General features: G+C 47.6%; 14 protein-coding genes, 1 rRNA gene and 1 other RNA gene. 6 read left to right on the top strand and 10 right to left on the bottom strand.

Annotated elements, in window-relative coordinates; all coding sequences use genetic code 11:
* From L4C36_RS19390 to L4C36_RS19370, 5 genes are all read right to left on the bottom strand, one after another.
* A 16S ribosomal RNA gene (locus L4C36_RS19390) occupies nucleotides 1-139 on the bottom strand; the annotation flags it as partial.
* 339 nt (nucleotides 140-478) lie between these two features.
* The gene (locus L4C36_RS19385) at nucleotides 479-892 is read right to left on the bottom strand and encodes a type IV pilus modification PilV family protein (RefSeq protein WP_428479450.1); all 414 of its coding nucleotides are present in this window, start codon (nucleotides 890-892) and stop codon (nucleotides 479-481) included.
* Nucleotides 882-2,132 carry a hypothetical protein gene (locus tag L4C36_RS19380; protein WP_428479449.1) on the bottom strand — a complete coding sequence of 417 codons (1,251 nt, stop codon included), beginning with the start codon at nucleotides 2,130-2,132 and terminating at the stop codon, nucleotides 882-884. Before L4C36_RS19380 ends, L4C36_RS19385 begins: the two co-directional genes overlap by 11 nt.
* Entirely contained in the window at nucleotides 2,132-2,755 is a 624-nt protein-coding gene (locus L4C36_RS19375; RefSeq protein WP_428479448.1) for a prepilin-type N-terminal cleavage/methylation domain-containing protein, read from the bottom strand. The genes L4C36_RS19380 and L4C36_RS19375 overlap by 1 nt, the downstream gene beginning before the upstream one ends.
* Nucleotides 2,739-3,326, bottom strand: a complete 588-nt coding sequence (locus L4C36_RS19370) for a pilus assembly FimT family protein (RefSeq protein ID WP_428479447.1) — start codon at nucleotides 3,324-3,326, stop codon at nucleotides 2,739-2,741. The genes L4C36_RS19375 and L4C36_RS19370 overlap by 17 nt, the downstream gene beginning before the upstream one ends.
* 133 nt (nucleotides 3,327-3,459) lie before the next feature.
* On the opposite strand from L4C36_RS19370, the gene L4C36_RS19365 reads away from it, so the two are divergent.
* The gene (locus L4C36_RS19365; RefSeq protein WP_428479446.1) at nucleotides 3,460-3,876 is read left to right on the top strand and encodes a type IV pilin protein; all 417 of its coding nucleotides are present in this window, start codon (nucleotides 3,460-3,462) and stop codon (nucleotides 3,874-3,876) included.
* A 66-nt stretch (nucleotides 3,877-3,942) separates the two neighbouring features.
* Here the strand turns inward: L4C36_RS19365 and dnaJ are convergent, their stop codons facing one another.
* From dnaJ to grpE, 3 genes are all read right to left on the bottom strand, one after another.
* Entirely contained in the window at nucleotides 3,943-5,085 is a 1,143-nt protein-coding gene (gene dnaJ / locus L4C36_RS19360; RefSeq protein ID WP_428479445.1) for a molecular chaperone DnaJ, read from the bottom strand.
* Nucleotides 5,086-5,175: 90 nt separating this feature from the next.
* Nucleotides 5,176-7,089 (bottom strand): molecular chaperone DnaK, encoded by a 1,914-nt coding sequence (dnaK, locus tag L4C36_RS19355; protein ID WP_428479444.1) that lies wholly within the window; start codon nucleotides 7,087-7,089, stop codon nucleotides 5,176-5,178.
* A 208-nt stretch (nucleotides 7,090-7,297) separates the two neighbouring features.
* The gene (gene grpE, locus L4C36_RS19350; RefSeq protein WP_428479443.1) at nucleotides 7,298-7,906 is read right to left on the bottom strand and encodes a nucleotide exchange factor GrpE; all 609 of its coding nucleotides are present in this window, start codon (nucleotides 7,904-7,906) and stop codon (nucleotides 7,298-7,300) included.
* Nucleotides 7,907-8,099: 193 nt separating this feature from the next.
* Between grpE and nadK the strand changes: the two genes are divergently transcribed.
* The 3 genes from nadK (at nucleotide 8,100) to bamE (ending at nucleotide 11,349) form a co-directional block, all read left to right on the top strand.
* On the top strand, nucleotides 8,100-8,990 hold the full coding sequence (nadK, locus tag L4C36_RS19345; RefSeq protein ID WP_428479451.1) for an NAD(+) kinase: 891 nt from the start codon (nucleotides 8,100-8,102) through the stop codon (nucleotides 8,988-8,990).
* Nucleotides 8,991-9,183: 193 nt separating this feature from the next.
* Nucleotides 9,184-10,851, top strand: a complete 1,668-nt coding sequence (recN, locus tag L4C36_RS19340; protein ID WP_428479442.1) for a DNA repair protein RecN — start codon at nucleotides 9,184-9,186, stop codon at nucleotides 10,849-10,851.
* A gap of 141 nt (nucleotides 10,852-10,992) precedes the next feature.
* Complete coding sequence (bamE, locus tag L4C36_RS19335; RefSeq protein WP_428479441.1) at nucleotides 10,993-11,349, top strand: outer membrane protein assembly factor BamE; 357 nt, start codon at nucleotides 10,993-10,995, stop codon at nucleotides 11,347-11,349.
* Nucleotides 11,350-11,419: 70 nt separating this feature from the next.
* On the opposite strand, the gene L4C36_RS19330 is transcribed toward bamE, so the two are convergent.
* Nucleotides 11,420-11,752 carry an RnfH family protein gene (locus L4C36_RS19330; RefSeq protein ID WP_428479440.1) on the bottom strand — a complete coding sequence of 111 codons (333 nt, stop codon included), beginning with the start codon at nucleotides 11,750-11,752 and terminating at the stop codon, nucleotides 11,420-11,422.
* Complete coding sequence (locus L4C36_RS19325) at nucleotides 11,742-12,176, bottom strand: SRPBCC family protein (protein ID WP_428479439.1); 435 nt, start codon at nucleotides 12,174-12,176, stop codon at nucleotides 11,742-11,744. The genes L4C36_RS19330 and L4C36_RS19325 overlap by 11 nt, the downstream gene beginning before the upstream one ends.
* A 213-nt stretch (nucleotides 12,177-12,389) precedes the next feature.
* On the opposite strand from L4C36_RS19325, the gene smpB reads away from it, so the two are divergent.
* Both smpB and ssrA read left to right on the top strand, forming a co-directional pair.
* Nucleotides 12,390-12,869, top strand: coding sequence for an SsrA-binding protein SmpB (gene smpB / locus L4C36_RS19320; RefSeq protein WP_428479438.1), 480 nt, complete (start codon nucleotides 12,390-12,392; stop codon nucleotides 12,867-12,869).
* Nucleotides 12,870-12,976: 107 nt separating this feature from the next.
* Nucleotides 12,977-13,345, top strand: a transfer-messenger RNA (tmRNA) gene (gene ssrA / locus L4C36_RS19315).
* The last annotated feature ends 45 nt before the right edge of the window (nucleotides 13,346-13,390 follow it).

Below are 13,390 nucleotides of genomic sequence, written 5' to 3'. Positions count from 1 at the left end.
AGGCATGTTCCCAGGCATTACTCACCCGTCCGCCGCTCGTCAGCAAAAGAAGCAAGCTTCTTTCCTGTTACCGCTCGACTTGCATGTGTTAGGCCTGCCGCCAGCGTTCAATCTGAGCCATGATCAAACTCTTCAATTAAAAGTGTTTGCTGCTATAAATAGCGGCTCAATGAAAAACTGTTTTTGTTCATTACCGAAGTAACGAACGAATTGACTGTGCCAAAATAACTTGCGTCATTTTGTATTGGTCACTCAGTATCATTGATAATTCTTTTGTTGACTATCATTTCACGAGTGCCCACACAGATTGCATGGTCAAATTGTTAAAGAACAATACTGACTTACGTTACCGGCTAGCGCCGCTGTCCGTGTCAGTGAGGTCGCATTATAGGGGCGAAATTGAATGTGACAAGCGATATTTCCTCACACCAGGCCAATCGAACAAAACACAGCCTAAACGCTGTGTTTTGTTGGTAAATCAATCATCAAACTCATTGTACTTTGAAATAACCGTTTCTAACTTCACTTCCTGCCGTGTCTCCCAACGATCATTCCAACCCACAGTTACCGTAATTTTCTTTGACCCAACGACTGGTGAGTCATCGATTACAGCCACTATACGGTCTGCCGGTTTACCCGCAACTGTCAGTGATTCAGAACCACTCGTAATCGCACTGTAAAGCATGGTCCCTGTCGCCGCACTCTGTGAGCGCGTACGGAACGTTTCCAATTTTTCTTCCGCTAAATACAAAGCATCTATCGTTGTTAAGGCATTATCTGATTTCACTTCCATATAAGTTTGAAGCTTTATCAATCCTAAGACTCCTACCCCCAGCACTAACATCGATACGAGTACTTCTATCAGACTAAAACCTTTATACTTAGATATCATTCCATGAGCCCTCAACCCAATACACAGTTTGCGGTGGATTATTCGGGTTCAAGCCGCCCACAAATGTTAAATCAAACCCTGAACGAAGAACAGACAGGCCGCCTCTGGTATCCAAGACTAGCCCTCCTGTGGGACGGAACGAACCTGCCTGATAATACACCCCTTTCACTTTATCTCCGGCAGCAAGCGTATCGCCACTTTTTATACCTGTCCAAGCTGTCGTCATATCGACTATTGGATAGGCTACAGGATCGGTAAGATGATAAACCACACCGTTAAAGACTGCCGAACCAAAAGAGGCGAGAATGCCATTTTCAACGACTAATACACGTGGTGTTTCAGGAAAACCATTTAAACCAGTGCCATCCAACAAATCACAGTTACCCTCCACCCACACTTTATCCGTCGTTTGAAATGCTTGTTTAATTTTGGTATCACAACGCGTCGCCGTTGCCGTATCTGCGGCAGCAATCGACCCCGTAATCACGGTAAACTCGCTTTTTACCTCTGCAATTTCATCTCGAGGCCGATAGAAAAAGCTTTCAAAGGGATTCATATTTAAATCTTTTATAAAATCAAGCCGCAACGGCCCCGTCGCACTAGGTGGCGTCACTTGTGCATTAATATTTGCATCATTTGTTCCAAGGTCCGCAAATGTATCTGTCGCGTACTCCGCTCCACATTGCCCACTAAATCCTGGGTATGGCCCATTTAAGGCGGGATCATTCACTTTCACTGCACCTTCTGCAAAAAAGTTCGCGCCATAACGCACAGAGACACATTTAAACTTACCTGTATCAGACAGCGGACCATCAACATCAGGTTTAATGTTATATGAACCAACCAATTTCAAGTCTGAAATCGCCTGAATTGCCCCAGTGGTACGCGGGTTGGTTTTAATCTTTTTATAGAGCGTTGTTTGACCTCTATCCTTCTGAAACTTTGATGTAATCAGATACTGAGTGCCCGAAAACAGCGTAGCCGTTAAGGTTAAATCATTTGTGTCACACGTATCATAAGGTTGCCCTGTCACCCCTAGGCTCGGCGTATGATTATTCAGCGCTATAGCACATTCTAACCCTCCCTCTGCACGCCAATGCAACTGTCGCTCTTCTACCTCATTCTGAGTGCGCTTAATCTGGTAGAAAACATTTTTATATGACGCAAGAGAAAACAACAGTGACACGACTAACAACATGACGGTAACTAATAACGTCGCCATTCCCTTTTGAGTATTCATTACTTCCAATTCCTAGCTTTAATTGTTGTCGACACAGTTTTTGAGTAATTACTATTTTTCAATGACGCAGAAAGCGTAATCGTTAACAACGTTGAGGTTGCACTAGGTGTTGCGAGTACTGTTGGCGTCACTGTAAAACCCGTAACATTAATATGTGATAGGTCGAGTAACTGTTCCACTACACCACTATCGCTACAACTGGCATCAATTGGCATGGCAGGCACTCCTTTTGACACCGTATCCACACACATTTGAAGGCTTTGAAGATTATTGGGATTCTGTCGAAACTTGACTATTCGCCATTTACTATTTTCATCTTCATAAACGTAGCTAAGCGAACCAGCATTCGCACTAATCGTTGATAAAGCGCCCGATAATACAAGTGAACCTGTATTATCGGCGTTATAACCTGCACGCTGTACATCCGTTTTTATGAAGCGGATAGCATCATTCATATCTTGTGCAAGCATCAATTGCTTTGCCCGATCTGACGCAAATTTTTGTCCGCTAACAAATACTGAACCCACCGTCGCAAGAACGATTAAGCCGACACTAGATGCCACCAATAACTCAATAAGGGAAAAGCCGCGCTGCTTATCTAATCGCCTAGTTACATTTTGCATAACTATAATAGTCTCCACTAATGCCACAGGTTCTAATCCGTCCTGTGAATTGGCTCATCCTCACCGCCATGTCTTTACTTTGATCTTTATAAAACATATAGCTTCCCTGATTACTGGACGTCGCGCGAACAGGATCAATCGTATGAGAAACAAAAGTAGTCGTTGCTTTCATAGCTATATCGTCAAAGTTTTTACCGTCTACCATCGCAATCGCCGCAGCTTTAGCTGAAGCAATATTAGTAGGATCGACAGCCTCATCGGTTACAACCAACACCCATGCTCCATCTGTTTGATATACCGTTTTATTGGTGTCATCACGCACATAATGCACTTTTAATTTGGCATTTCGCATCACTGATTCTGATTTAGCCTGCACCAGCAACCATTCCACTTCCGTTGCCAATTTCTTCACGTTATTGCTTTCCATCAATGAGCTAAATGATGGCGCAGATGCAGCAATCATAATGGCGATGACCGAAATGGAGACTAACAACTCGAGTAACGTAAATCCGCCTGCATTCTGATGATTATCGCTTCTTAAATGCAATCGACACAGCATTTCGCGAGCCATACCTCAATTCCTTTTATAAACATGCCGATAGACAAAGATCAACTTGATTCAGATGTTATCACCGCCGCAGAATGAGGGAGTGGAAATTGAAAGGGATATCGAGTTAGCTCGAATAAATGTGAGGTTAGAGTTCATGAAACATCAAAAAGGCGTGACAATGATCGACTTAGTGATCACTGTTGCCATTCTCGGTGTCATCACAGCCATTGCTTATCCATCTTACCAAGCCCATACCTTTAAAGGACATCGCAGCCAAGTGATGGCTGATCTAATGAAGATTCAATTAACATTAGAAGATAATTACACCCAAAGTGGTGCATATGATTATTCGATCATTTCTGGTAATACATGTGCATTTTGTGAGATTGATACGACTCGCTATCACATCTCTGTTGACGCTTCTGGTACTGGAATGGATAACTATAAACTGGTTGCCACGCCTCAAAGCAGGACAAACCAAACCGATGATGAATGCGGAACGCTATATTTGAATGCGGCAGGGGTAGGAACAGCCAAAAAAGGCAATACGATGATTGATGGCTGTTGGTAGTCGTATTTATTCACCATAAAAAAAGCCAGCTTTCGCTGGCTTTTTTGTTTCTATGATTCTGTGGTATTAACCGGTCAGGTCATCGAAGAATTTCTTCACACCGTCAAAGAAACCTTCTGATTTTGGCTTGTGCTTTTTCGCAGCAGTGCCACCAAGGGTTTCTTCCAGCTCTTGCAGCAGTTCTTTCTGGCGTGAGCTTAAGTTAACCGGTGTTTCCACCACCAACTTACAGATCAGATCGCCCATTGCGCCGCCGCGCACGGATTTCACCCCTTTGCCACGCATACGGAACATACGGCCCGTTTGCGTTTCAGATGGGACTTTCAAACTCACACGGCCATCAAGGGTCGGCACTTCAACTTCACCGCCAAGTGCTGCCATGGTGAAGCTCACTGGTACTTCGCAGTACAAGTTGTTGCCATCACGCTCGAAAATGTGGTGTTGGGCCACGTGAACCTGTACGTACAAGTCGCCGGCTGGTGCACCAAATTCGCCCGCTTCACCTTCACCGGAAAGACGGATGCGATCGCCCGTGTCCACCCCTGCTGGGATCTTAACAGACAAGGTTTTGGTTTCTTCTTTACGGCCTTGACCGTGACAGGTACCGCATGGCTCTTTGATGAGCTTACCGCGACCGTGACAGTGTGGACAGGTTTGCTGTACCGCGAAGAAGCCTTGACGCATTTGTACCTGGCCTTGGCCATGACATGTGCCACACGTCGTTGCTGACGTGCCTTTCTTCGCACCGCTACCTTCACACGTATCACAGTGAACAAGCGTAGGAACGCGGATCTCTTTCGAGCAACCGCGTACCGCTTCTTCCAATGTCAGTTCCATGTTGTAGCGTAAGTCCGCACCGCGCTGGGCACGCTGCTGGCCACCACGACGGCCACCGCCACCGAAAATGTCACCAAACACATCACCGAAAATATCACCGAAATCAGCACCGCCGCCGCCAAAACCGCCGCCGCCCATTCCACCTTGTTCAAAAGCTGCATGACCATATTGATCATAAGCGGCTCTCTTTTGTGGATCTGTGAGGATTTCGTATGCTTGCTTAACTTCTCTGAACTTCTCAGCCGCCTGATCATCACCCTGATTGCGATCGGGGTGGAATTTCATCGCAAGGCGTTTGTAAGCCTTTTTGACATCTCGCTCTGAGGCATCACGGCTTACGCCCAGAACTTCATAAAAATCTCGTTTAGACATACTTATCTTTTCACCTGCCTTTAAATACAGCTACGGGCGTCAGAGTAGCCTCAAACGCCCGTGCTCAAACAAAATTACCCGAGGGTTATCTTATTTTTTGTCTTCTTTAACTTCTTCAAACTCAGCGTCAACAACGTTGTCATCTTGCTGTGCTTGCTGCTCACCGGCACCCGCTTGCGCTTGTTGCGCCTGCTGCTGAGCAATTTCCATTAGCTTTTGAGATGCAGCGATTACCGCTTGTACTTTCGCGTCGATCGCTTCTTTATCTTCTGCTTTACGTGCTGCTTCTAGCTCAGCAACGGCCGCTTCGATTTTTTCTTTCTCATCCGCTGGAAGTGCTTCACCTGCTTCCTCGATTTGCTTACGCGTACCGTGGATTAGCTGGTCAGCTTGATTACGAGCAGCCACTAAATCTTCGAACTTTTTGTCCGCTTCTTTGTTCGCTTCTGCTTCTTGAACCATCTTCTCGATGTCTTCGTCGCTCAGGCCACCAGACGCTTGGATAGTGATCTTCTGCTCTTTGCCTGTCGACTTGTCTTTCGCTGATACGTGTAGGATACCATCCGCATCAAGGTCAAACGTTACTTCAATCTGAGGCATACCACGAGCCGCAGCCTGAATGCCTTCTAGGTTAAATTGACCTAGTGACTTGTTGTACGTCGCTTGCTTACGCTCACCCTGAAGCACGTGAATCGTTACCGCGCTCTGGTTGTCTTCAGCTGTAGAGAATACCTGATTCGCTTTCGTCGGGATCGTGGTGTTCTTCTCGATAAGCTTCGTCATTACGCCACCCATGGTTTCAATACCAAGAGATAGCGGAGTAACGTCTAGTAAAAGAACATCTTTTACTTCACCTGCAAGTACGCCACCCTGAACCGCTGCACCGACTGCAACTGCTTCATCTGGGTTCACGTCTTTACGTGGTTCTTTACCGAAGAACTCCGTCACTTTCGCCTGAACCATTGGCATACGTGTCTGACCACCCACAAGGATAACGTCAGTGATGTCGCCTACAGACAGGTCAGCATCAGCCAGTGCAACTTTTAGTGGCTCAAGAGAACGTTGTACTAGGTCTTCAACCAGTGATTCTAGTTTCGCACGTGTCACTTTGATGTTCATGTGCTTAGGACCAGTTGCATCAGCGGTGATGTAAGGAAGGTTTACATCTGTTTGCTGTGCAGAAGACAGTTCGATCTTCGCTTTTTCTGCTGCTTCTTTTAGACGCTGCATTGCTAGCGGATCAGCCTTCAGGTTGATACCTTGATCTTTCTTAAATTCGTCAACTAAGTAGTTGATCATGCGGTTATCGAAGTCTTCACCACCAAGGTGTGTGTCACCGTTAGTTGATAGTACTTCAAACGTCTTCTCGCCTTCTACTTCATCGATTTCGATGATAGAGATATCGAATGTACCACCACCAAGGTCGTATACTGCGATAGTGCGGTCGCCGCCTTTCTTATCAAGACCGTAAGCCAATGCTGCCGCTGTTGGTTCGTTGATAATACGCTTAACTTCTAGACCTGCGATACGGCCAGCATCTTTCGTTGCTTGACGCTGTGCATCGTTGAAGTATGCAGGAACAGTAATAACCGCACCTGTTACTTCTTCACCTAGGAAGTCTTCAGCTGTTTTCTTCATCTTCTTAAGTACTTCAGCTGATACCTGAGGAGCAGCCATTTTCTGGCCTTTTGCTTCTACCCATGCATCGCCGTTGTCAGCTTTAACGATTTTGAACGGCATGATTTCGATATCACGCTGCACTTCTTCGTCTTCAAAGCGACGGCCGATCAAACGCTTGATCGCAAACAGTGTATTTTCTGGGTTTGTAACCGCCTGACGCTTTGCAGGCTGACCAACAAGTGTTTCACCGTCTTGGGTGTATGCGATCACAGATGCCGTGGTGCGCTCACCTTCAGCATTTTCAATTACACGTGGTTTGTCACCATCAAGTACTGCTACACAAGAGTTAGTTGTACCCAAGTCAATACCAATGATTCTACCCATCAGGCTTTCTCCGAAATTCGTTAGCTACTTGCCAACCCGTTACCATAACGCAGCTGACAATGCGGATGACCCGCTAAAATTAATTTACGATGTCGTATGACTACTAAATAGGGGCAGCCAAATTGTTTTCAAGGGTGACATCGAAAAAAAATCAAAAAAAATAAAAAGCCCGCATCTATTCGCGGGCTTTAGCATCAAGCAAACCCGCTTACGCTTGGCCAGAAACCGCTTTCGACACCATCACCATCGCTGGACGGATCACACGGCCGTTTAGCTCGTAGCCTTTCTGCATCACAAACATCACGGTGTTTGGCTCATGATCAGCACTTTCCTGCATCGCCATCGCCTGATGGAACTCAGGGTTGAACACTTCGCCCACTGGGTGAATTTGCGTCAAGCCAAACTTCGATACCGTGTCTGTCATGGTTTTTAGCGTTAGCTCAACACCTTCAAGCATTGGCTTGATCGCGTCGTCCGCTTTATCCGCCATCTCGATCGCACGCTCAAGGTTGTCGATCACAGGCAACAATTCTTCCGCAAACTTGTTCAGGGCAAATTTACGTGCTTTATCAATTTCTTGCTCTGAACGACGGCGAACATTTTCACCTTCCGCTTTCGCGCGCAGTGCCATGTCTTTCGCTTCATTGGCTTTCGCTTCAGACGTCAATAATGCCGCTTCTAGCTCTGCAATGCGCGCTTCGTACATTTCTTCTACTGTCATTTCAACAACGTCTTGCTCAGCAGATTCAGTCTCAACCGCTTCAACGTTTTCTTGTTGTAGCTGCTCGTCCTGTACTTTTTTCTCTTCGTTGCTCATGCTTCGCTTCTCCGCCAAGATCTGGTATTCATTATAAAGATAAGGTTTTCTGCACCATTCATTAGAAATCATCAGAAAAAGCCCTCATGCGCTTATTATGGGGATGAAGTTCAACGATTCAAGCCGTGATTGATCACAAAGCGCGACAACGTGCTTCCCCTGACGCTATACTGGCTTTTCCTTCATTTTTCGGATCATGGAAATGACGCGCGTTTTTCATACTATTGCGATTATTGGCAAGCCCCGCAGCGCAGAGGCCCTCGAGACACACCACCGCCTTTACGCGTGGCTCACCGGCAAAGGCTATGAGGTATTGGTGGACCACCGCCTCGCTCACGATCTCGATATTCCTGCTTCGGCGTTTTGCGATCTACTTACCATTGGCGACAGGGCCAATCTGGCCATTGTGGTTGGCGGTGATGGCAACATGCTGGGCGCAGCACGCGTACTGTCCCGTTTTGATATCGCCGTGATTGGGGTAAATCGTGGCAACCTGGGATTCTTGACCGATCTCGACCCGGATAACTTTGAAACCGAACTCGATCTCGTGCTGCATGGCGATTACGTGGTCGAAAAACGCTTCTTATTAGAAGCCGAAGTGCACCGACACGGTTTGATCAAAAGCCGTAACGCCGCGCTTAACGAAGCTGTTCTGCACCCAGATAAAATCGCCCACATGATTGAGTTTGAGGTATACATTGATGATCGTTTCGCCTTTTCGCAACGTTCCGATGGCCTCATTATTGCCACCCCAACGGGCTCTACGGCGTATTCCCTGTCGGGCGGCGGGCCGATTTTATCGTCAGAATTGAATGCCATCTCGCTGGTGCCTATGTTCCCCCATACCCTGTCATGTCGCCCCTTAGTGGTCGATGGGAACAGCCATATCAAACTCATGGTGTCCCCAACCAACGGCAGCACCTTAGAAGTGAGTTGCGATGGGCAAGTGTCACTGCCCGTCAGCCCGGGGGATGAAATTCACATCTACCAAAGTGCCGACACCCTGAACCTGATCCACCCTAAAAACTACAGCTACTATGAAGTGCTGCGGGGAAAACTCGGCTGGTCGAGCCGCTTATTCTAAGCGAACCTTGCTTGTTTTATAGGCATCAGGCCTTCATTAAAACCAACCTTCGGGTTGGTTTTTTTATGCCTTATTTCATGAATTTAACCTAGATCAATATTTCATAAGGATTTTTCACTACCAGATCTTTACTGTGTATCGATACAGTATATACTGTATGAAAAAACAGGTGTTGATTTAAACAGGTGAACACATGCTGGCACACATGACGATCTCCAACTTTGCCATTGTTAAAACTCTAGAATTTGAACTGAAACCGGGCATGACCACCATCACAGGTGAAACCGGTGCAGGTAAATCCATTGCTATCGATGCACTCGGCCTTTGTCTGGGTGATCGTGCGGAAGCTTGCATGGTGCGTCCGAATGAAGACAAAGCTGAAATTTCTGCCGCGTTTTCGTTACAGAACAACCAAGCGGCCCGCCGCTGGCTGGAAGACAATGAACTGATTGACGGCGATGAATGTATTCTACGTCGCGTGATCACCAAAGAAGGACGTTCACGCGGCTTCATTAACGGCAGCCCTGTGCCCGCTTCCCAGCAAAAAGCGCTGGGCTCCCTGCTGATCAACATCCACGGCCAGCACGCACACCAACAACTGATGCGTCCTGATCACCAACAGCAAATGCTCGACCAATATGCCGGGCACCATCTGCTCTTAGAAAAAACCCGAGATACTTATCAACACTGGCGTCAGGCCAACAACGAATTAAAGCGCCTGACACAGAGCTTGGAAGAAAACGAAGCACAAAAGCAGCTGATCCAATACCAAGTCAAAGAGCTGGATGAACTCGCCCTTGGCGAAGACGAATACGCCGAGATCGAAGAAGAGCACAAGCGCCTGTCGAACAGTGGTGAGCTGGCCGTTTCAAGCCAAACCGCCTTGTCTGTGCTGTATGACAGCGATGAAGGCAATGCCATGCAATTACTGCAAATGGCCTGTCAGCAAGTGTGTAACTTAGGCGAGTACGACAGCAGCCTGAGTGCGATCCCACAGATGCTGGACGAAGCCATTATCCAAGTGCAAGAAGCCAGCCAAGAGCTGCGCAGCTATTTGGATAATCTGGACATGGATCCACACCGCTTGATCTATTTAGAAGAGCGCTTGGCCAAAATTCTTTCGCTATCACGTAAGCATTACGTGATGCCTGAAGAATTGTTCACCAAGCACCACGAACTGCTCAAAGAACTCGACAACCTCGATTGCAGCGACGAACGCTTGGCTGAAATCGCCGAGAACGTCGAGCTACTGCGCCAGAAATTCTTGGCGAGTGCAGAAAAGCTCAGCAAGAGCCGTCAACGTTATGCCAAAGAACTGGATCAGAAAATTTCCGACAGCATGCACCAACTGAGCATGGAAAACGGCATTTTCAAGATCGACGTACAATGTGATACCGAAGGTATGCTCAGCCCACTGGGCTGCGATACCATCACCTTCTTGGTATCCACCAACCCGGGGCAACCGCTGCAACCGCTGGGCAAAGTCGCGTCAGGCGGTGAATTGTCACGTATCTCGCTCGCAATCCAAGTGATCACCGCGCAGAAAGTGGAAACCCCAAGCCTGATCTTCGATGAAGTCGATGTCGGGATCAGTGGGCCAACGGCCGCCATCGTCGGTAAAATGCTGCGCACCTTGGGCGGATCTACCCAAGTGATGTGTGTGACCCACTTGCCGCAAGTTGCGGGCTGTGGTCACCAACAGATGTTTGTGGCGAAAAAATCGAGCGACGGGCAAACCGAAACCAACATGTTCCCGCTCAGCCAAGAAGCGCGCGTGAACGAGCTGGCACGCCTACTGGGCGGCAGTGAGATCACAGAGCGCACCTTAGCCAACGCAAAAGAACTGCTGTTTGCGGCATAAATAGAATAAACTGAAGACGTGATGCAACTAATTGGTTGTACGACAGTCTCAATTACAGTTTTTTTCTTTACTGCTTTTTTACTTCTGCCGAGGGGTTGTTTATCATCGGCAGCAAGATGAATGCGAATTTGCCGGGATGCTATGAGTTGGAAAAACCTTGCTGCCTTAACATTGGCGGTCAGCCTGCTAGGTGGCTGTTCAGTCGTTGAACGACTGGTGTACCGAATTGATATCAATCAAGGGAACTACCTGGAACAATCGGATGTGGATACCTTACGGTATGGCATGAACAAAGAGCAGGTCCAATTCGTATTGGGCTCGCCAATGATCTCTGAGCCAGAATACCCCAACACCTGGTATTACGTGTACTACCACAAGCCAGGGCACGACAAGCCAGAGCAGAAGAATTTGATCCTGACCTTCAATGAGCAAAACCGCTTGGTCAAACTCGAAGGCGATTACACGGCCAGCCCACAGTTCATGGATGCCCTGAACTGATTATTGCTGATCACCCCATACAAAAAAGCTCGCCAAGTGCGAGCTTTTTTCTGTCTGTTATTTGTCAGGCTTAGTCCGCCTTCGTTGCGACGTCTTTCTGCTCGGCTTCTTTTTTCGCTTGCTCAGCGCGTTTGCGGCGGATTTCTTTTGGATCAGCCAGCAGCGGGCGATAAATCTCGATGCGATCACCATCATGCACCGTCGCATCCAGCTTCACATTGCGGCTATACACGCCTACTTTGTTGACCTTCAAATCCACCTCAGGGTAAAGCGCCAACACACCCGACTGCTCAATGATCTGCTGCACTTGCATGTCTGGCGTCACCGCCAGCTTGATCACCTTCTGCGCCATTGGCAGGGCGTACACCACCTCAACGTGGATCAACGTCTCTTCAGAAGTCATAAATTTCTCTTGCCCGCACCGTGAACGCCTTCACCATATTGTTCGTCAAATCACGGAAGACTTTGCCGAACGCCACTTCAACCAATGCATTTTTGAACTCAAAATCCAGCTTAAGCTCTACCTTACACGCATCCGCATCTAACTCAATGAAATGCCAGCCACCCACCAAACGTTGGAACGGCCCATCCACCAACTGCATGTCAATTTTACAGTCGTCAATCAAAGCATTACGCGTCACGAAGGTTTTCTTGATCCCTGCTTTAGAGACATCCACCGACGCCATCATATGCAGCGCAGAACTTTCAATAATTTTGCTGCCAGAGCATCCCGGTAAAAAGGCCGGATACGACTCCACATCATTCACAAGTTCAAACATTTGCTTGGCACTGAATGGGACCAGTGCAGAGCGACAAATCTGAGGCATAGCTTCTCCTTTACCATAGAGCACGTCGCTTCTCACACCGTGATGGACATTCCACCGCAAAGCCTAGGAGAAGGACTTGGGCAATGATACCATTACTGTGCTAACAGCCAAAATAAGCGTGTGACTGAAACGCCATCTTCATGATTTTTCAGTCAACACATATCGACCGACCCGACAATTTACGGGTCGGGACAGCAAGACAGAAGAGACATTATGGCCAAGAAACCCAGCAAACCGAGTAGCAATTCGATTGCGAAAAACAAAACCGCCCGCTTTGAATTTTCCATTCAAGATGAATACGAAGCCGGCCTGCAACTGCAAGGTTGGGAAGTCAAAGCGATCCGCGACGGCAAAGTTAATTTGACCGAAAGCTACGTGTTCTTGCGTAACGGGGAAGCCTTCATTTCAGGCATGACAATCACGCCCCTGAACGCCGCGTCTACCCACGTGGTGGCCGATCCCATCCGTACCCGTAAGTTGCTGCTTAACCGCCGTGAAATCGACAAGTTATTGGGCGCCGTCAACCGTGACGGTGAAACCATTATCGCGCTGAGCATGTACTGGAAAGCGTCATTCGTGAAACTGAAGATAGGTACGGCACGCGGTAAGAAATTGCACGACAAACGCGCCGATAGCAAATCTCGCGACTGGCAGCGTGATAAGGCCCGTATCATGAAGAGCAGCAACCGCTAATTAACCGAGAGATGTTAGCTAAGTGGTTGTTTCTTGCCCATCTAAACCGAAGATAGTAAGCTAGCTATTGACCTCACCCTATTTTCTGCTAACATCGATCGAACTCTGGGGCTGATTCAGGATTCGACAGGATCACGAAGGCTTGTGGAGCATGCCGAGGTGCGGTTTGCCTCGTAAAAAAGCCGCAAAAAATAGTCGCAAACGACGAAAACTACGCACTAGCAGCTTAATAATCTGCTGAGAGCGCTCCTGCCCTAGCTTTCGCTTGTAAGACGGGGAATAACAGGGGTTCAAACCCAAACAAGATAGCGAGGGAATCTTTGACCAAAGAGATGAACCGCGAAATAGAATTTTGGTATGTATTTGCATAGCGTGTCAGTTCGCAGTGTCGATACGAGAATAAAGACTGACTAAGCATGTAGCGCCATCTGTTAGACTGATTTTGGACGCGGGTTCAAATCCCGCCAGCTCCACCAAATTCGTATACGAAGACATCCTAGGATGTCCAGAAAGCCCCCTAA

This window comes from Photobacterium japonica (assembly GCF_050337005.1).
Taxonomy (GTDB): Bacteria; Pseudomonadota; Gammaproteobacteria; order Enterobacterales; family Vibrionaceae; genus Photobacterium; species Photobacterium japonica.
Note: the sequence above shows the minus strand (reverse complement) of the source record. Positions and strands in the feature narration are given on the sequence as shown.